At 33.1% G+C, this 18,276-nt stretch carries 16 protein-coding genes; 10 read left to right on the forward strand and 6 right to left on the reverse strand.

Annotation, left to right across the window (positions count from 1 at the left end):
* The first annotated feature begins 29 nt into the window (after positions 1-29).
* The 5 genes from EG814_RS17700 (at position 30) to ftsY (ending at position 3,169) form a co-directional block, all read left to right on the forward strand.
* The gene (locus tag EG814_RS17700) at positions 30-1,283 is read left to right on the forward strand and encodes a competence/damage-inducible protein A (RefSeq protein ID WP_125723226.1); all 1,254 of its coding nucleotides are present in this window, start codon (positions 30-32) and stop codon (positions 1,281-1,283) included.
* Between the two features lie 71 nt (positions 1,284-1,354).
* Positions 1,355-1,591, forward strand: a complete 237-nt coding sequence (rpmB, locus tag EG814_RS17705) for a 50S ribosomal protein L28 (RefSeq protein WP_008468080.1) — start codon at positions 1,355-1,357, stop codon at positions 1,589-1,591.
* 27 nt (positions 1,592-1,618) lie between these two features.
* Positions 1,619-1,801: a 50S ribosomal protein L33 gene (rpmG, locus tag EG814_RS17710; protein WP_011963553.1), complete on the forward strand. Its 183-nt coding sequence runs from the start codon at positions 1,619-1,621 to the stop codon at positions 1,799-1,801.
* Positions 1,802-1,875: 74 nt separating this feature from the next.
* The gene (locus tag EG814_RS17715; RefSeq protein ID WP_008468081.1) at positions 1,876-2,028 is read left to right on the forward strand and encodes a DUF4295 domain-containing protein; all 153 of its coding nucleotides are present in this window, start codon (positions 1,876-1,878) and stop codon (positions 2,026-2,028) included.
* A gap of 187 nt (positions 2,029-2,215) precedes the next feature.
* Positions 2,216-3,169 (forward strand): signal recognition particle-docking protein FtsY, encoded by a 954-nt coding sequence (ftsY, locus tag EG814_RS17720; protein WP_125723227.1) that lies wholly within the window; start codon positions 2,216-2,218, stop codon positions 3,167-3,169.
* Positions 3,170-3,356: 187 nt separating this feature from the next.
* On the opposite strand, the gene EG814_RS17730 is transcribed toward ftsY, so the two are convergent.
* Entirely contained in the window at positions 3,357-3,881 is a 525-nt protein-coding gene (locus tag EG814_RS17730; RefSeq protein WP_125723229.1) for a hypothetical protein, read from the reverse strand.
* 296 nt (positions 3,882-4,177) lie between these two features.
* Here EG814_RS17730 and EG814_RS17735 point away from each other — a divergent pair, with 296 nt between their 5' ends.
* The 3 genes from EG814_RS17735 to EG814_RS17745 all read left to right on the forward strand — a co-directional run bounded on the left by EG814_RS17735 (position 4,178) and on the right by EG814_RS17745 (position 5,756).
* Positions 4,178-4,618 (forward strand): lipocalin family protein, encoded by a 441-nt coding sequence (locus EG814_RS17735; protein ID WP_125723230.1) that lies wholly within the window; start codon positions 4,178-4,180, stop codon positions 4,616-4,618.
* On the forward strand, positions 4,599-4,895 hold the full coding sequence (locus tag EG814_RS17740; protein ID WP_125723231.1) for a DUF721 domain-containing protein: 297 nt from the start codon (positions 4,599-4,601) through the stop codon (positions 4,893-4,895). Before EG814_RS17735 ends, EG814_RS17740 begins: the two co-directional genes overlap by 20 nt.
* 141 nt (positions 4,896-5,036) lie before the next feature.
* Positions 5,037-5,756: a hypothetical protein gene (locus EG814_RS17745; protein ID WP_125723232.1), complete on the forward strand. Its 720-nt coding sequence runs from the start codon at positions 5,037-5,039 to the stop codon at positions 5,754-5,756.
* Between the two features lie 80 nt (positions 5,757-5,836).
* Here EG814_RS17745 and EG814_RS17750 read toward each other — a convergent pair whose 3' ends face one another.
* The 3 genes from EG814_RS17750 to bshC form a co-directional block, all read right to left on the reverse strand.
* Positions 5,837-6,256 carry a nucleoside-diphosphate kinase gene (locus EG814_RS17750; protein ID WP_071634812.1) on the reverse strand — a complete coding sequence of 140 codons (420 nt, stop codon included), beginning with the start codon at positions 6,254-6,256 and terminating at the stop codon, positions 5,837-5,839.
* A 206-nt stretch (positions 6,257-6,462) separates the two neighbouring features.
* A complete protein-coding gene (locus tag EG814_RS17755) occupies positions 6,463-7,731 on the reverse strand; it encodes an acyltransferase family protein (protein WP_125723233.1) in 1,269 nt (422 codons plus the stop codon).
* A 123-nt stretch (positions 7,732-7,854) separates the two neighbouring features.
* A complete protein-coding gene (bshC, locus tag EG814_RS17760) occupies positions 7,855-9,444 on the reverse strand; it encodes a bacillithiol biosynthesis cysteine-adding enzyme BshC (protein WP_125723234.1) in 1,590 nt (529 codons plus the stop codon).
* A 272-nt stretch (positions 9,445-9,716) separates the two neighbouring features.
* On the opposite strand from bshC, the gene EG814_RS17765 reads away from it, so the two are divergent.
* Positions 9,717-10,994 carry an MFS transporter gene (locus EG814_RS17765; protein WP_125723235.1) on the forward strand — a complete coding sequence of 426 codons (1,278 nt, stop codon included), beginning with the start codon at positions 9,717-9,719 and terminating at the stop codon, positions 10,992-10,994.
* 74 nt (positions 10,995-11,068) lie between these two features.
* Here EG814_RS17765 and EG814_RS17770 read toward each other — a convergent pair whose 3' ends face one another.
* On the reverse strand, positions 11,069-15,139 hold the full coding sequence (locus EG814_RS17770) for a DUF7948 domain-containing protein (protein ID WP_125723236.1): 4,071 nt from the start codon (positions 15,137-15,139) through the stop codon (positions 11,069-11,071).
* Positions 15,140-15,273: 134 nt separating this feature from the next.
* Here EG814_RS17770 and EG814_RS17775 point away from each other — a divergent pair, with 134 nt between their 5' ends.
* Positions 15,274-17,490 (forward strand): B12-binding domain-containing radical SAM protein, encoded by a 2,217-nt coding sequence (locus tag EG814_RS17775; protein WP_125723237.1) that lies wholly within the window; start codon positions 15,274-15,276, stop codon positions 17,488-17,490.
* On the opposite strand, the gene EG814_RS17780 is transcribed toward EG814_RS17775, so the two are convergent.
* Positions 17,487-18,251, reverse strand: a complete 765-nt coding sequence (locus EG814_RS17780; RefSeq protein ID WP_125723238.1) for an MBL fold metallo-hydrolase — start codon at positions 18,249-18,251, stop codon at positions 17,487-17,489. The two genes, EG814_RS17775 and EG814_RS17780, sit on opposite strands and share 4 nt — an antisense overlap.
* Positions 18,252-18,276 lie beyond the last annotated feature (25 nt).

An 18,276-nucleotide genomic window follows, 5' to 3' on the forward strand; every position in this document is an offset into this window, starting at 1 on the left:
TGCGTAAGTAAGAAAAAATATTCACTGATATGAAAGCAGCTATTATTACTATTGGAGATGAAATCTTAATTGGCCAAATCGTTGATACGAATTCAGCTTTTATTGCTAAATCACTGGACAGAATTGGGGTTGAGGTGGCAGAAATGCTTTCTATTAGCGATGATAAAAAACATATTTTAGACACATTTTCTCATTTTCAAAACAAAGTAGATGTTGTAATTGTAACCGGCGGACTTGGTCCAACAAAAGACGATGTTACTAAAAAAACATTTTGTGATTATTTTGATGATGAGCTGGTAGTCGATCAGAAAGTTTTAGCGCACGTAACAGAATTGATAGAAGGGTTTTACAAAAGACCCATTTCTCAATTGAATAAAGATCAGGCATTAGTTCCTTCAAAATGCACCGTTTTACCAAATAAAGTTGGTACTGCGCCAGGAATGTGGTTGAAAAAAGAAGATACTGTTTTTATTTCATTGCCTGGAGTTCCGTATGAAATGAAATATTTGGTAGAAGAAGAAATAATTCCAAAAATTGTTCGAGAATATAAACGTCCTTATATTATTCATAAAACCATTCTGACTTATGGTCAAGGCGAAAGTTTAGTTGCAGAACGTATCGAACATTGGGAAAATAATCTTCCGGAATTTATAAAGCTTGCTTATCTGCCAAATCCCGGCCGTGTGCGTTTAAGATTGACGGCAAGAGGAACAGATAAAGAGCTTTTGGAAAAAGCAATTGAAGATAATGTAAACTTGCTAGATGCTATTATTCATGATATTATAGTAGGTTATGATGAAAATGAAACAATAGAAGCGGTTGTAGGTAAATTGCTGGCGAAACAAAATAGAACGATTGCAACGGCAGAAAGTTTTACGGGCGGAAAAGTAGCTTCTTTATTGTCTGCCGTGCCAGGTGCGTCGGCTTATTTTAAAGGAAGTGTGGTTTCGTACGCGACCGAAGCCAAAATAAATGTTTTAGGCGTTTCTAAAGACTTAGTTGAGGAGTATTCTGTTGTAAGTGCGCAAGTTGCATCTGTGATGGCTTCGAATGTTAAAAACTTAATGCAAACCGACTACGCAATAGCAACGACGGGCAATGCAGGCCCTTCAAAAGGTGATTCAGACGCAGAAATCGGTGCTGTTTTTATTGCTTTAGCGACACCAAACGGTGTAATTGTAGAAGAATTTAACTTCGGACAACCGCGTGAAAAAGTGATAGATAGGGCAACAGTTAAGAGTTTGGAAATACTGCAGAAAGAAATTTTAAAAATTGTGCAATAATTTTTTGCTACAATGGTTTATTTTTCTTTTCTTTGCACCCTGATTTTGAATAACGATAAAAGATAAGTATAATGTCAAGAGTTTGTGACCTTACAGGTAAAAGAGCGATGGTAGGAAATAACGTTTCTCACGCTATGAACAAAACTAAGAGAAAGTTTTCTGTAAACTTAGTTAAAAAGCGTTTTTATCTTCCAGAAGAAGATAGATGGATTACTCTTAGAGTAGCAGCATCTACGATAAAAACAATTAATAAAAATGGAATCACTGCAGTTTTGAAAAAAGCGCAGTCAGAAGGATTTATCAAATAATCTTTTCCTAAATAAATATATAGCAAGATGGCAAAGAAAGGTAATAGAATCCAGGTAATTTTAGAATGTACTGAACACAAAGCTTCTGGTGTTGCAGGAACTTCTAGATATATTACAACTAAGAACAAAAAAAATACTCCAGACAGATTAGAGATTAAAAAATTTAATCCAGTATTGAAAAGAGTAACTGTTCACAAAGAAATTAAGTAATAATTAGAGATTTTTGTAAATCTCAAATGGTTTGGCCATTGAGTTTTATAAAAGCTTCAAATAACATTTGAATCATGGCAAAGAAAACCGTAGCATCGTTACAAACATCTTCTAAGAGATTATCAAAAGCCATCAAAATGGTAAAATCTCCTAAAACTGGTGCATATACATTCGTAGAATCTATTATGGCTCCTGAAGAAGTTGATGAATTCTTGAAAAAGAAATAATTACAATCACAGTATATAGAAAAGCTACTTTCATTCGGAAGTAGCTTTTTTATTACCTATATTTGTCTAAAAATTTGAAGAATCGTAACATTTTGTCTTTTTTTGAAGTGCAATTGTGTTTTCTTTAAAGATTTGGATTTCTTAAATGAAAATTGAGAAATCTAGTGAATCTAAATAATTACAAAAAATGAGTTTTTTTAAAAAATTATTCTCTACCGAAAAAAAAGAGACTTTAGACAAAGGTCTTGAAAAAACGAAAACTACTTTTTTCTCGAAGTTAAGTAAAGCTGTTGCAGGAAAATCTAAAGTTGATGATGATGTATTAGATAATCTGGAGGAGGTTTTGGTTGCTTCAGATGTGGGAGTAAATACTACTTTGAAAATTATTTCAAGAATTGAAAAACGTGTTGCTGAAGATAAATATCTAGGGACAGAAGAACTGAACCAGATTCTTCGTGATGAAATAGGTGCTTTATTGTCTGAAACTAATACAGGCGAAGCGACTGAATTCGAAGTTCCTACAGCTAAGAAACCTTATGTTTTAATGGTTGTAGGTGTTAATGGAGTTGGTAAGACAACAACTATCGGAAAATTAGCTTATCAGTTTAAGAAAGCGGGGCATAAGGTAGTTCTAGGAGCGGCAGATACGTTTCGTGCTGCTGCAATTGATCAATTGCAAGTTTGGGCAGATCGTGTAGATGTGCCAATTGTACGGCAAAATATGGGAAGCGATCCGGCTTCTGTAGCGTTTGATACTTTGCAATCGGCAGTTGCGCAAAATGCAGATGTTGTGATTATTGATACTGCTGGACGTCTTCATAATAAAATTAACTTAATGAATGAGTTAACTAAAGTGAAACGTGTAATGCAGAAAGTAGTTGCTGATGCGCCTCATGATGTACTTTTGGTTTTAGACGGCTCTACTGGTCAAAATGCTTTTGAACAAGCAAAACAATTTACTGCTGCGACAGAAGTTACTTCGCTTGCAGTTACAAAACTAGACGGAACTGCAAAAGGCGGTGTTGTAATTGGTATTTCAGACCAATTTCAGATTCCAGTAAAGTATATTGGTGTTGGTGAAGGTATTGAAGATCTACAGGTCTTTAATAAATATGAATTTGTAGACAGTTTCTTTAAATAATTATAATGAGTTTTTCTTCTTTAAAAAATATAACGCCTGTGACTTTTTATTTCGCAAGCGTTATAAGTTTTGTAATTGCAAATATCGTAAAAGACCAGAGCTTGTCTTTTTATTACGTTTTTTTGATTTTGGGCTTGGCATTCTTTTTTATGGGACTACTTAAAAGAGTGCGTAATAATAAGAAATTTTAGTCTTTAAATTTCCATTTCTTCCCATCTGTAAATACGACATAATAAGCTCTGCTAGAGGTTATTGATGAGGCATCTGTAGAAAAATCTTCCCAAACTTTATAATTAGAAGCGCCAGGTTTTAATTTTCTTGTGCAATAGCCTTCGCTTCTTCCTTTTTCAAAAAATAATTTTCCGCTTGAAGGTTTATCAAAAGCATTTTTGCAGTTCCATTCGAATCTAATGGCCTGAATAGTTTTTCCGCTTATATTTTTATATCGAATATGAAAATCCATATGATCTGAATACTGGTTTTTTTCGAGTCTGCATGATATGATTTTAACAGGCGATTCCTTAGAAAAAATGGTATCATTTCTCTCAATCTTTTGGTTTAAGTGATTCGAATTATCTTTTTGATCAGTATAAGCTAACCTATTTAGCTTTTTTTGTTCTAAAAGGATAGTTTCAGGATTGTTTTTCTTTGCGCAGGATACTATTAGTGTTAATAATGTTAATAGCGCCAGTGTCTTTTTAATTACTTGCATTTCAATTATTTATTTAATATTCTTGCCTATTTGATAAGAAATAAAATTCATGCAAATTTTCATATTTTTTGTTCATGTATGTGCCTTTTTAGGGCATTTTAATAGCATATTAAGACTAAAAAAATCTTGCAATTATTTTTGTGTTATTTTTTTTGATAAAGCATTGATTTTTTATGGTTTTTGGTGCTGTTAAAAAACATCGAAATAATTTAAGGTTTCTTTATTTTTATTTCTTTTCATGATTATAAGATTATCTTTGTAGTTCGATAAAATTTAAATTTTAATATAATATAAAAATGAGGAATACTTTTATGATTTTGGTTTTGTCGGTTTTATTTATAGGCTGCCACCAAAAAATTAAACAAGACGATGTTGCAAAATTGAATGGCTATTGGGAAATTGAAAAAGTAGTTTTTGCGAAAGGTGAGGAAAAAGAATATAAAATGAATGAAACTTTTGATTTTTTTCAAATTAAAAACAATAAAGGTGTCCGAGCCAAAGTAATGCCCCAGTTTGACGGTACTTTTTTAACTACAGATACTTTTGAGAATGTATTGGTCCGTTTTGCAGAAGAACAAGTTTTCTTGGATTACAGAACAGATTATACAAAATGGAGCGAAGAAATTATTTCGCTTTCTGAAGACAAATTGGTGGTCAAAAATCCTCAAAATATAGAATATCATTATAAAAAATCTGGACCAGTAAATCTTTTGAACGATGGCGAAAAGACTAAATAACGAATCTCCAATAAGTGCTGTTTTGCAACAGATTATTCAGGTCAATAAATTACAGCCAGGAATGGATCAAATTGATGTGCGTGATGCGTGGAAAAACCTTATGGGAAGCGGTGTAAATACTTATACTAAGAATGTTGTCCTTAAAGGAAGCACACTGTATGTTGAATTGGGTTCTGCAGTATTGCGCGAAGAACTAAGCCACGGAAAGACTAAAATTGTTAAAATGATTAACGAAGAACTGGGGCGCGAAGTGGTAAAAGATGTAGTTTTACGTTGATTTTATTAGGTTTTTTTTAATAAGATTTATTTTAAAAATAAATAACACTTCTATTGTGAAGTGTTTTTTTTTGCGATACATTTGGGCACTACTTTTTATGAGTAGTATTCTTTTAATAACCCAAAATAAACAAACAAAACAATGAAAAAAATTTTACTTATTTTAACCGCATTATTTGCTTTAACGAGCTCTGCACAAAAGAAAAAAGTAGCTGTTGTTTCTTTTTACACAGATAAAACAATAGATCTTTCAGAACTTGGCTTAAATAGTATTGCAGCAGTAACAGATTTAGGTAGTAATCCTAATTTTAACTTGTTGCCAATTTTGGAGAAATATCACACTGCTTTTTTTAATGATTATTCTAAAAAATTCCCATTTGATTTAATTCCTGAAAGTGAAGTAACTCAAAAAAAAGAATATATTGATTACGTTCCTCATTTTGACAAAGAAGGAGAGGCTGGAAAATATATTATCAATTATCCTGGATACAAATATATTTACGAAGGAACAAATGGTTCTGCAAATGAAGTAGCAACAGCGACTATGTTTAAAGATAATGCTGATGGTGTTTTGTTTACCGAAATTCACTTTGCTGTAGTAAAAGGATTTGCTGTTGGCGGTACTGGAACTATTAAGATGAGAGCTTATGCAAGAATTGCTTTGTATGATAAAAATGGAAAAAAGGTATTTGCTTTTAATGAAGGAGCAAATTCTAAGAAAACTGGAACAATTGTAGGCGGAATTCCTGTTTTATCTTTTGATAAGGTTTTACCTATGTGCGAAAGTGCATTAGACGAACTTCTAAAAGATTTAGATGGAAGAATCGAAAAAATGGTAAAAAAGACTTCGGCTAATCTTTAGTAAGTTTATAAAAAAAATGAAACCCGCTCCAATTGAAGCGGGTTTTTTATTTGATTTAGGAAAATCTGAATTCTAAACAATTAGAATTGCTCTCTTCCTGCAAAGTGAAATGCACTTTCGATAGCAGCATTTTCGTCGCTGTCAGATCCGTGAACTGCATTTTCTCCGATTGAAGTAGCGTATGCTTTACGAATAGTTCCTTCAGCAGCTTCAGCTGGGTTTGTAGCGCCAATTAAAGTTCTGAAATCTTCTACTGCGTTTTCTTTTTCTAAAATAGCAGCAACAATTGGTCCGCGAGACATAAATTCAACTAATTCTCCGTAGAAAGGTCTTTCTGCATGCACTGCGTAAAATGCTTTTGCATCTGCTACAGTTAATTGAGTTAATTTTAATGAAACGATTTTGAAACCACCATTAGTAATCATTGCTAAGATATTCCCGATGTGTCCGTTTGCAACAGCATCTGGTTTAATCATTGTAAAAGTTCTATTTGTTGCCATTTTTTATTTTATTAAATTTTGTGCAAAAGTATACTTTTTTTATGAATTGATTTTAATAAAAATGCATTTTAAGACACATTAAATGAGGTTTTTTGAAATATAAATATTTTTAAACCACATAAGTTATATAAGTTTATTTAAAAAAGACAAAATATTGATACGTTGTGTAATTAAATGATCTTATATAACTTATATGGTTGAAAAAATTACACCTTAAAAATTAATTTGTTTCTATAGAAAATCCACAATATAAAAGTCCAAATTGCAACGTAGGTTAATGCACCAGCCAAGGAAGCGGCCATTGGATTACTGAAAAAAGGAGCAATTCCGAAACGGTATAAATAATCTAAAAGATTGGTTTGTTCGCCAGAAGATGGATGCTGAAAACGAATCATAACCAAAGCCTGAGGAATAATTTGCGAGGCAAAGAAAACAATCATTGGGTTTACTCCCCAAATCACAAATAATTTAAATCCTTTTTTGAATTCTTTAATATCGATTATATAATACAAAACAGTTAAGCAAACTGTCGCTAATCCTGTTGTGTATAAAACGTAGCTGCTTGTCCAGATCGATTTGTTTATTGGAAAAACTAAATCCCAAATTAATCCGAAAAAGATTAATGCAGTACCAATCATGCCCATTTTTTGTGCTTTCTGAATTTTGGTTACTGGGAGAAGTAAAATCTGTCCGATAAATAAGCCGATAATTCCGTTTACGATTGATGGTATTGTGCTTAAAATTCCTTCTGGATCCCAAGTATTGGTTTCGTGGTACATATGTCCTTTTAATAGTATGCTGTCAACCCAAGCAGCTAGATTGGTTCCTCGGTCTAAATTTGCTTCTCCAAATCCAGGAACTGGAATTAAAGTCATAACTGCCCAATAACCCAAAAGTAAAATGGCTCCAGTGATGATTTGAGTTTTTCGAGTTGTTTTTAAATATAAAAACGAAACTACAAAGTAGACTACTGCAATACGTTGTAATACTCCTGGCAGTCGAACGTCTTGATAATTTTCAAATCCGCCGTAAGCTAAAATGAGATAGAGCGCCAAGATGCTAAAAGCAAGAATATTTTTTAGCCGAGTGCTGAAATTACCCATTAAAGCATAACCAACGGCGAAAGTAATAATTAGTCTTCCTATTAAAAGCGGGATTCCTTCAAGGCCAAACAGCTGAATTTTTCCGAAGAAATTAAAGAAAATCCCCAAACAGAGCATTCTTAAAGAACGAATCAAGATTTTGTTGAAAGTAGTTTCGTCGTATTTTTTTTCTGGCATTGCAAGCGGTACTGCTACTCCCATTATAAAAATAAAAAACGGAAATACAAGATCGGTTGGCGTGCAGCCGTTCCAATGTGCGTGCAAAAGCGGCGGATAAACATTTCCCCAATCACCGGGATTGTTTACAATAGTCATCAATAGAATAGTCAGTCCGCGAAAGACATCAAGCGAAATTAGGCGTTCTCTTACCATTTGGTTAGTTAGTTAATAGGTTATAAAATATAATTCTATTTGGTTTGAGAGAGCAATAATCTAGGAGATGTGCTGGTTATTTGTTCCTAAATTATCGCTTTAAATTTCTAAAGATAATTATTTTTAGATGATTATAATGTCAAAATTATGTTCTAAAGGTTTAAGTTTCTGAATTAGAATCGGAATCAATTGTTCGCCTTTTTCTAAATAAAATTCAGAAAAATTAGCCTGACGTTCCTGAAGACTTTGATTTGGAAACAATTCGCACTGTAAATCGGTAACACGTTCTATTTGATCTGCGAGTTTTCTTTTTTGTGCTTTTAATAAACGTTTCTCTAGGTTTTCTAGACCTTTCTTTTGTTTTACTTCTTGTGCTTTTACAGCGCCTGAGAAAGATTTGTCGGTCTTTTCGGCCAATTCAAAAAGATAAGCAAACTGTTTTTCAAGTGCTTCTCTTTGTGGAGTCAAATCAATTGGAAATGGAGAAAGTTTATGTGTAATTTCATTAATTAAATTCTCCGATTTGCTAAACAAATCTTTCCAAGTTAAATTTAAATTATCGGCTTTTTTAACTTGTTTCTCTGTTGCTAAAAGAACCGAATTTCGAACTAATAGTATCGGGAAAGTAATATTAACCGCATTAAAGAAACCTTTTAATTCTAACCAATAAGCAATTTCTCCGCCTCCGCCAATGTAGCAAAGATTTGGTAAAATAATTTCTTGATACAACGGACGCATGATTACGTTTGGACTAAATTTTTCAGGATTGCTTTCTAATAATTGAAATATTTCGTCTTTAGAAAATGAGATTTTAGTGTTGTTTACTATGTATTTGTCATTTTCAAAAATGATTCTTTCGCGAAGTTTATCTTCGATATAAAATAAATTAATCTCACGCGGATTTACCTGAACGCTATAATCAGCAAGTTCTTCAATTGATTTCTGAACAGCTTTAAACGAAGTTTGATTTTCTAGTTCTTCTTTTGCAAAAGGAATAAAAGCAAGTTTTAAATCGGCATCGTCTGCATCTATAATGACCAAACCATAATTTGCGAAAAGGGCATTGGCTAAATAACGAGTTGCATCGGCTAGATTTTCATGTTTTAAATAAGCATCCTCAAAAAGTTTTTTAAGTGCATTTGCATTGGTGCTTGAACCTAATTCCTGAGAATAAATTTCAAATAAATCTTCTAAACCTTCTGTTGAAAGTCTTCCAACAGGCCCAGTGCTTTCTGCATTCCAACGGATTTTTTTCCCTTTAAAATTAAAATAATTAATTTCTTCAAAATCATGATCTTCCGTAGCCATCCAATAAACGGGAACAAAATTTTGCGAAGGATATTTCGATTTTAATTCTTTAGTTAAATTAATCGTAGAAATAATTTTATACAAAAAGTATAATGGTCCGCTAAAAAGATTTAACTGATGTCCTGTTGTAATGGTAAAAGTATTTTCGAGCGTTAAAAGCGAAATATTCTGATTGGTTAAATCTGAAGTTTCGATGTTTTGATATTGTTTCTGCAGGGTTTCAGCCAATACAGCTCGGTTGTTATGATTAAAATTTGCTGATTTTTCAGCAATTTGTTTTTCGAAATTTTCTAGGCTTGGAAAATGGTTGTACAGCGGTTTTAACTCTGGTTTTTGGTCTAAGTAATCTTGCATTAGTTTAGAAAAATATCCAGAAGATTGAAAGCTGATACAGTCGGTAGGCATAATTTTAAATTTATTTTTGACAGCTGTAAATTTAATGAAAATATACAGTTAAAAATGCTATTAACAATTGCTTAAGAATTGATTTTTAATTTTTGTTTTAAAGCGCCTAAAATCAAGTTTTTATATTGAATTACAATTCGTTGTTTTTAAATGGAAAACGCATTGAATTTGTTAAAATATTAGAAGTGTTTTAAAACTAATTCTCTTAAATATGAATTATTAATAATGAAACTATATTTTTGTAGTCAAAAAAAAAGTTATATCCGTTTTACATGAAAACTAACCCAAATAAAAAGAACTCCTTAAAACATGTTCTTTTTGGAAGCCTTATTGGTACCACAATCGAATTTTTTGATTTTTATATTTATGCCAATGCGGCGGTATTGGTTTTTCCTCAATTATTTTTTCCTAGTTCAGATTCTACAATGGCAACGTTGGAATCTTTAGCAACTTTTTCTATTGCTTTTTTATCTCGTCCTTTAGGTTCCGCTTTTTTTGGACATTATGGCGATAAGATTGGACGTAAATTTACGCTTGTTGCAGCTTTATTGACAATGGGAATTTCGACCGTTACGATTGGATTTTTACCAAGTTATGAAAGTATTGGAGTTGCAGCGCCATTATTATTAATGCTTTGCCGATTCGGACAAGGTGTTGGTTTAGGAGGCGAGTGGGGTGGCGCTGTTTTATTGGCGATAGAAAACGCACCGCCAAATAAACGTGCTTGGTACGGAATGTTTCCGCAATTAGGCGCTCCAATTGGATTGTTGCTTTCAGGAGGAACTTTTCTGCTGCTGACAGATTCTATGAGCAATGAAGATTTTATGAACTACGGCTGGAGAATTCCTTTTATTGCCAGTGCACTTTTGGTTATTGTTGGTTTTTATATCAGAACTAAAATTACTGAAACGCCTTCATTTGAAAATGCTAAGAAAGAGGAAGAAGAAGTAAAAGTACCCTTTTTAGAACTGGTAAAATCATATAAAAATCAATTGATTTTTGGAACATTTGCAGCGATAACAACATTCTTGGTTTTCTATTTAATGACCGTTTTTACACTAAGTTGGGCTACTTCAGATTTAGGAATTGTAAAAAGAGACGGATTATTAATTCAATTATTTTCTGTACTGTTTTTTGCCATTTTTATTCCCGTTTCGGCTGTTGTGGCAGATAAAATCGGACGTCGCAAAATGCTTATTGTGGCGACGGCAGCAATTGCGGTTTTCGGATTTTTCTTTTCTTATTTTTTAAGTGAAGGAAATATTACTCTGGTTGCAATTTTCGCCTGCATCGGAATGTCTTTAATGGGATTTACTTATGGTCCGTTAGGAACATTTTTGTCGGAATTGTTTCCAACCAATGTTCGTTATTCTGGAGCTTCATTGACTTTTAATATGGCTGGAATTCTTGGAGCGGCTTTTGCACCTATGATTGCTATTTGGTTGGCTAAAACGTATGATGTGAGTTATGTGGGCTACTATTTAATTGCTGCTGCTCTTATATCTTTAATTTCATTTTTGGTGATTAGTAAGGACGAACATAAGTTTTAGGATTTTTAAAGAAAAGAACAATAAAATTTAAACAGAGTCCGCTAGGTAATATTTTACTTAGCGGATTTTTGTTTTTATCTTTTTAAGCTAAAATGTCCTCTAAATTCTGTTCCGTTTATTCTAGTAGCAGTAAACCAATAATCTGATGCCGGCTCCTGATAGCCCAAATAGGTTCCATCCCATGAGGTGTTTAGTCTTAATTCTTTAATTAGTTTACCATATCTGTCAAATATTCTAATCGACGAATTAGGAGCTAAATAGGCAGATTCGATTGTCCAAGTATCATTAAAGCCATCGCCATTTGGAGTAAAAAATTTTGGAAATGGTAGTTCATCATTTAAATCAATACAATTTTGGTCTGTTTCTCTAAGGATATTTATTGTAATTGGAATTCGATCACTTTCGCAATTATTTATTGTTTGAGAAACATAATAGACAATTCCATTTTCAAGAGTAGTCGATTCTGATAAAGTAATTGAAGACGAAGCGTTTTCGTACCATTTTAAGTTTTGCCCAATGATTTCAATTTCACTAATTTTTGCATTTTTTTGAATGCAAAATTGCTGTGGAGAATCGGCAATTGGAATTTGAGTATCTTGTATTTTTACATTAATTGCAAATCTTTCGCTTTCGCAGTTATTTATTGTTTGTGTAACATAATAGGTTCTGCTTTCTAATAAATTAGTTTCAGATAAAAGATTTCCATTACTTGCAGAATCGTACCATTTTAAAGCTGTTCCCGAAATGTTAAGATTTTCAAGAGTCGCAATTTGGTCAATGCAAAATTGGTAATTGTTATTTCCAGTAGGCATTGAAGTGTCATAAACGTGAACAAGAATTGGCACTCTGTCACTTTCACAGCCAATAGTTTGAGAAGCATAATAAGTTCTGTTGTCTTCTAGTATAGTTGTATTGGGTAAAACAGCAGCAGAAACATTAGTGTCAAACCATTTTATATTTTGTCCTGTAATTTGAATATCATTAAGAGTTTTATTTTCTTTTTTACAGAAAAATTGTTCTGGGTTTCCAGTTGGAACAGATGGTGTAGTAGCAATTGAGACAGTAACTCCAAATCTTGGACCTTCGCAATTATTTACGGTTTGAGAAGCGTAATAAGTTTTTCCGTCTTCTAATGCAGTTGTTTCTGTCAATAATGAACCATTTATTGCCGAGTCATACCATTTTATAGAAGTTCCGGTGATTTCTAGATTCGTAATTGTTGCATTTTGCGCTGTACAAAACTGCTGATTTGCGTTTCCAGTTGGAGAAAATGTAACTTGAATATTAATTTTAACAGGAACTCTTTCGCTTTCACATCCGTTTATGGTTTGAGAAGCATAATAAGTTGCTTTATCTTGAGCTACGGTTGTAGGTGAAACGAGTGTCCCGTTCGTTAAATTGCTATACCATTTAATGTTTTGACCTGTTATTTGAATATCATTTAAAGTTGCATTTTGTTCTACACAAAAAGTTTGTAATGAGTTTGCGGTTGGCAATGGTTGACTTGTAATGGTAACAGTTTGGTTTTGAGTAGATGAATTTCCGTTCCCATCGCTATAATTCCATACAATTGTGTAAGTTCCAGGTAAAGCATAAGACAGCGGACTTGTTGTCGTTGCATTGATTATGCCTGCACAAGCATCATTTGCTGTTGGAATTGTTGTTACAGTCGTATTGCAATCTCCCGTTATTGCTGGAAGAGTTGCTAAATCTGGTACTGGAGCTACATTATCTCCAATAGTAACATTAATTTTTTTAGTATCATCGCAACCACCAGTTCCAGTAATTAAACAGCTGTATTCTCCAGAATTAATTGATGACGCATTTGGGATTGTTGGATTTTGATCTGTCGATGTAAAGCCATTTGGACCTGTCCAAGAATAATTAGTTCCTCCTGATGCTTTTAGTTCCAGTGTCTTTCCAGTGCATATCGGAGAATTTGATGTAACTACAGGAATTGTAAAGGAAAGATCTTCGGAGAATTTCATTAAGAAAAAATTTTTATTTCCCAAGATATTGCTTTGGTAAGAACTTGCATCGGCAATATCGTCATTAAAACTTGATTGTCCTGAAACAAATATTGCGCCGTCAGAATCTAAATCTATTTTTACAGTATTGTCATTGCCAATATATGTTCCCCAAATAAAATTACCTTCAGTAGAAAACTTACCCGTATATCCATAGTGGGTTCTTATTCGATTTGGTTTAAACGAACATGGAGTAGTTAGATTGTCATCAGTTCTAAAATCCATATTTCCACCTCCAATATAAAGTGAATTATTTTTAAAGATTATAGAAGAAATATTAATGTCTCCTACGTAAGTGCCCCATACCCTTTGTCCAGAACTATTTAGTTTTGATAAAAAACCTTTATAAAGATTAGAATTTGAGTTTTCAAAAGTACCAGGTGTTGCAATATTATCAGAACTATAGGAATATCCACCGATATAAATATTTTCTTCATTATCTATTTCGACAGATTCAATATTTTCCATCGAGGAGCTACCACCATAATAGCTGCCCCAAATTCTTACACCATCTAATGAGAATTTACAGACATAGCCATCTCCAGGATATGCTGGATTTAGATTCTCTTGAAAAACTCCAGGAGTTGTCATATTATTTGTACTATCGCTACTCCCTGCAACAACCAAATATGAATCTTTTATAGCAACAGTACTAAAAACATCAGTTCCGTTACCTCCAACATATGTGCTCCAAATTAAATTGCCATTTTTATTGAATTTTGTAATAAATCCATCAGTAGGTATTGTATATGGATTAGTCGAGTTGTTAAGTTGGTTTTGAAAATTACTATTTATTGCAATGTTTGTTTTGCTAGAAGTTTTGCCAACAATGTAAATGTCATCGTTACTATCAAGATCTAGGTCGGTCGCGTAATCACTGTCTTCACCTCCAAAATAGGTTCCCCATTGCCTTACTCCATTACTGTTAAACTTTACTAAGAAAGCATCTGAGAATCCTTTTAAATTTGGTTGGAAAGATCCAAAAGTACTAATATTCGTTTCTGACCATGTATAGCCTGTAATTAGAACATTATTTTGGGAATCGGTTTTTACTCCATAAATATAAATGGCATTTGTACCAGCATAGTAAGTCCCCCAAAGTCTATTGCCGTTTTTATCAAACTTAAATAAAATGCCATTTGTAATTGAATTAACATACGGATGACTCGCATCTGTTTGATGTGCCCCAGAAGTAGCATAAGAAGGACTTTGTGATGTTGTAGATCCTGAAACATAAGCATTTCCTAATGAATCAGTTGTTAAGTCGGAAGGATACCAATTTGAAGCTGACATTCCAGTTTCATCACCATAAAAAGTCCCCCAAAGTCTGGTTGGTACAGGATCAATAACAACTTTTTTACCAGCTAAAAAATTTGCAGAACGAAATCCGTAAACATTCTGCCTTAATTTTTGATATCCTACAACAATTCCTTTTTTATGTCCTTTTTCTTCAATCCAACTGGCAGGAAGTGTTTCTTCCATTTTTCCAAAACGAACATTCATTTGGATTTTATTATCTACCAAATTTGTTTCGGCACCGCTAAATTTTAATTGAATATCAGAGATTTTTCCTTTTGGATGAATGATAAAATTATATTCGACAGTTTTTTGAGGGTCTTCAGGAATTGTAAAAACAGCATCAATGTTGGGGTAAATATTTTTGTAGGTAATCTGTTTATATTGATAAACTTCCAGAACACCTTCAGATTTGTTTGGAACATTGTAATAATTGTCAAAATCAGATGATTTTTGCTTCGTAATTAATTCAACTTTTGGATTAGAGTTCACAAAATCAATATCAACTCTATGAAATGCATATTCTAGATTAAACTGTTCTTTTTCTCCTTTTTCAGGAATTTGATAAGGAAGTATTTTTGCTGTAGAAGAACTAGCTATAGGTGTCTTTTTTATTTCATAAATATCATAAGAAAAGCCATTTTTCTTTAACTGGACATTTAAACCTCCTGAATTCAGTAAATATTTAACTGCAGTATTTGGTTTCCCATTTTGATCAAGAATTTGACCTTTATTCTCTTTAAATCCAATGGATTGATTTTTATTTTGCGAAAATAATTGTGCTACTATTAAGAAAAGAAGAATAAGTAATTTTTGTTTCATTATACTAATTTGAATCTTCGCAAATGTAATTAATTATCTACAAAAAAAATCTAAATTTTAGATCTAAACTTCGCTTAAAATCTTTTCTCCAAAAGTCTCCAAATAAGCGTATTTTTGCAAAAAAATATTCCCTTTTGAAAACAAAACTTTTTGTAATCACGCCGCCATTTACCCAACTGAATACCCCGTATCCGGCAACGGCGTATATAAAAGGTTTTCTGAATACTAAAAATATAGAATCGGTTCAGGCAGATTTGGGTATTGATGTAATTTTAGAACTGTTTTCTAAGAAAGGACTTATTGATTTGTTTAACGTTTCATCCCGAAACTTCGGGACAGAGTTTCAAGTTTCAAATCTTGAAATCTCAGATAACTCAAAACGAATTTTTGCACTTCAAGACGAATACATCAAAACGATAGATTCTGTAATTCAGTTTTTGCAGGGAAAAAATCCAACATTAGCTTTACAAATTTGTCAGGAAGATTTTCTTCCAGAAGCTTCTCGTTTTGCACAATTAGAAGAACTCGATTGGGCTTTTGGAACCATGGGAACGCAAGACAAAGCGAAACATTTGGCAACTTTGTATCTTGAAGACATTTCAGATTTTATTGTAGAATGTGTCGACGAAAACTTCGGTTTTAGCCGATACGCCGAACGTTTAGGACGAAGCGCCAATTCTTTTGATGAATTGTACGAAGCTTTACAACAAGAACCAACGTATATCGATTCGATTTTAATTTCTATTTTGAAAGAAAAAATCGAAGCTGTAAAACCATCATTGTTTTTAATTTCTGTTCCTTTTCCAGGGAATTTATATAGCGCATTCAGATGTGCGCAATGGGTAAAAGAAAATCATCCTGAAATTAAAATCTCGATGGGAGGAGGTTTTCCAAATACAGAATTGCGTTCGCTTTCTGATAAGCGTGTTTTTGAGTTTTTCGATTTTATCACTTTAGATGATGGAGAAGTTCCAATTGAAGAATTAATTTTCCATTTAGAAAATCCAGATTCTGATTCTTTCAAAAGAACATTTTTATTAGAAAAAGGAGAAGTAGTCTACAAAAACAATTCTCTTAAACACGATTATAAACAATCGCAGGTTGGCACACCAGATTATTCAGATCTTCCTTTAGATAAATATATTTCGGTTATCGAAATCGTAAATCCGATGCATCGAATGTGGAGTGACGGACGTTGGAACAAACTTACAATGGCGCACGGCTGTTATTGGGGAAAATGTACTTTTTGTGATATTTCTTTAGATTATATAAAAGTCTACGAGCCTGTTGCAGCGAGTCTTCTTTGTGATCGAATAGAAGAATTGATCGAAAAAACTGGTCAAAACGGATTCCATTTTGTTGATGAAGCTGCACCGCCAGCATTGATGCGCGCTTTGGCTCTTGAAATTTTAAAACGAAAATTGGCTGTAACTTGGTGGACCAATATTCGATTTGAAAAAAGCTTTTCTAAAGATTTGTGTTTGCTGTTAAAAGCTTCTGGCTGTATTGCTGTTTCTGGAGGTTTAGAAGTAGCTTCAGATCGATTGTTGAAATTAATCGATAAAGGCGTAACGGTTGAACAAGTTGCCAAAGTAACACGAAATTTTACCGAAGCCGGAATCATGGTGCATGCGTATCTAATGTACGGATATCCAACACAGACTATTCAGGAAACTGTTGATAGTCTGGAAATGGTTCGTCAGTTGTTTGAAGCTGGAGTTTTGCAGTCTGGTTTTTGGCATCAGTTTGCTTTAACGGCTCATAGTCCAGTCGGATTGTATCCAGAACAATTCGGTGTTACAAAAAAAACGGAAGCAATTGGAACTTTTGCCAACAACGATATTGAATATACTGATTCTACAGGAATTAATCACGATAAATTTAGTTTCGGATTAAAGAAATCGCTTTTCAATTTCATGCACGGAATCTGTTTTGATTACGAACTTCAGGATTGGTTCGATTTTAAAATTCCGAAAACAAAAATTCACCCTGATTTTATTTTTAATGCTTTAGAAGAACAAAACGATTTCAATACTAAACCAAATGCAAAAGTGGTTTGGCTTGGCGGAAAACCTTCAGCATCTGCTTTTACCAAATCAAAAAAAGGAAGAAGCTGGGAAATGATGTCGCTAACTTTTCATGATAAAAAAGAAAGTTTCGATATCCAGACAAGCAAAGAAGAAGGAGAGTGGCTGGTTTCTATTTTATCGAAAATAAACGTTTCTGGAGCTAAAAATTATACTTTTCAAGAAGTCAAAAATGATTTCGAAAGTTCTCTAGAAGATTTCGAATTGTTTTGGTACTCTAAACCTGTAAATACTTTGAGAGAGTTCGGTTTACTGGTGCTTTAATATTCAATACATTCTCCATCATTTGGAATGGAAGTTTTGTTTATAAGGCCGTGATCTGATAACGCTGTTTTTAATTGAGATCTTGTTGTTGGACAATGGTTTAAAGCTTCTAGATGATTGGCGAGAACTTTCCCAGGAGCAAGTGTAGTAAATTTCAAAATATCATCCATTCGCATTAACAGCGGTTGTCCAAAATCTAATCTTGCGGTACCACAGGCAACAACTGAAATGTCTGGTTTCAATTGTGTGAGAACTTTTTCTACATGTTCAGTAAAAATAGTATCAGAACTAACGTAAACCGATTTTTGATCTGCCAATTCGATATGAAATCCCATAACATTTCCCATTAATTTAGCAACAAAACCATAACCGTGAATGGCTGGAATTCCAGTAATTTTTCCGTCCAAAAACTTTTGCGGTTCCCAATATTCCAGAGTTTGAATTACGCTAAGTCCTCTTTGTACTAAAGCTTTTTCATCTTTAGAACTGCAGATAACAGGAATGCTTTTTCGTCTTAAAAAAACTTCACCCGCTTTATCAATATGGTCAGGATGCAAATGCGTGATCAAACAATGTGTAACACGGCTTAGTATATCGCGGCTGTTTTTTGGCAGTGCAACCAGCGGATTTCTTTTAGGTTTGTATCTGAAAATTGTAAAAGGCGGAATTGTTTTTCTTTTGCCCAACATTGGGTCAACTAAAATGACATGCTTTTCTGTTTCAATTACCAAGGTGGCATTTCGCAAATGATGTAATTTCATATCAGAGGAAATTAGATATTAAAAA

It is taken from the genome of Flavobacterium ustbae (genome assembly GCF_003946915.1).
GTDB classification, from domain to species: domain Bacteria; phylum Bacteroidota; class Bacteroidia; order Flavobacteriales; family Flavobacteriaceae; genus Flavobacterium; species Flavobacterium ustbae.

Excerpts from the sequence above, each read along its gene's own strand:
- EG814_RS17700 (WP_125723226.1), top strand. The coding sequence starts at position 30 with ATGAAAGCAGCTATTATTACTATTGGAGATGAAATCTTAATTGGCCAA.
- EG814_RS17715 (WP_008468081.1), top strand. The coding sequence starts at position 1,876 with ATGGCAAAGAAAACCGTAGCATCGTTACAAACATCTTCTAAGAGATTA.
- rpmB (WP_008468080.1), top strand. The coding sequence starts at position 1,355 with ATGTCAAGAGTTTGTGACCTTACAGGTAAAAGAGCGATGGTAGGAAAT.
- bshC (WP_125723234.1), bottom strand. The coding sequence starts at position 9,444 with ATGCCTACCGACTGTATCAGCTTTCAATCTTCTGGATATTTTTCTAAA.
- EG814_RS17745 (WP_125723232.1), top strand. The coding sequence starts at position 5,037 with ATGAAAAAAATTTTACTTATTTTAACCGCATTATTTGCTTTAACGAGC.
- EG814_RS17735 (WP_125723230.1), top strand. The coding sequence starts at position 4,178 with ATGAGGAATACTTTTATGATTTTGGTTTTGTCGGTTTTATTTATAGGC.
- EG814_RS17740 (WP_125723231.1), top strand. The coding sequence starts at position 4,599 with ATGGCGAAAAGACTAAATAACGAATCTCCAATAAGTGCTGTTTTGCAA.
- EG814_RS17770 (WP_125723236.1), bottom strand. The coding sequence starts at position 15,139 with ATGAAACAAAAATTACTTATTCTTCTTTTCTTAATAGTAGCACAATTA.
- EG814_RS17755 (WP_125723233.1), bottom strand. The coding sequence starts at position 7,731 with ATGGTAAGAGAACGCCTAATTTCGCTTGATGTCTTTCGCGGACTGACT.
- EG814_RS17780 (WP_125723238.1), bottom strand. The coding sequence starts at position 18,251 with ATGAAATTACATCATTTGCGAAATGCCACCTTGGTAATTGAAACAGAA.
- ftsY (WP_125723227.1), top strand. The coding sequence starts at position 2,216 with ATGAGTTTTTTTAAAAAATTATTCTCTACCGAAAAAAAAGAGACTTTA.
- EG814_RS17750 (WP_071634812.1), bottom strand. The coding sequence starts at position 6,256 with ATGGCAACAAATAGAACTTTTACAATGATTAAACCAGATGCTGTTGCA.
- rpmG (WP_011963553.1), top strand. The coding sequence starts at position 1,619 with ATGGCAAAGAAAGGTAATAGAATCCAGGTAATTTTAGAATGTACTGAA.
- EG814_RS17730 (WP_125723229.1), bottom strand. The coding sequence starts at position 3,881 with ATGCAAGTAATTAAAAAGACACTGGCGCTATTAACATTATTAACACTA.
- EG814_RS17765 (WP_125723235.1), top strand. The coding sequence starts at position 9,717 with ATGAAAACTAACCCAAATAAAAAGAACTCCTTAAAACATGTTCTTTTT.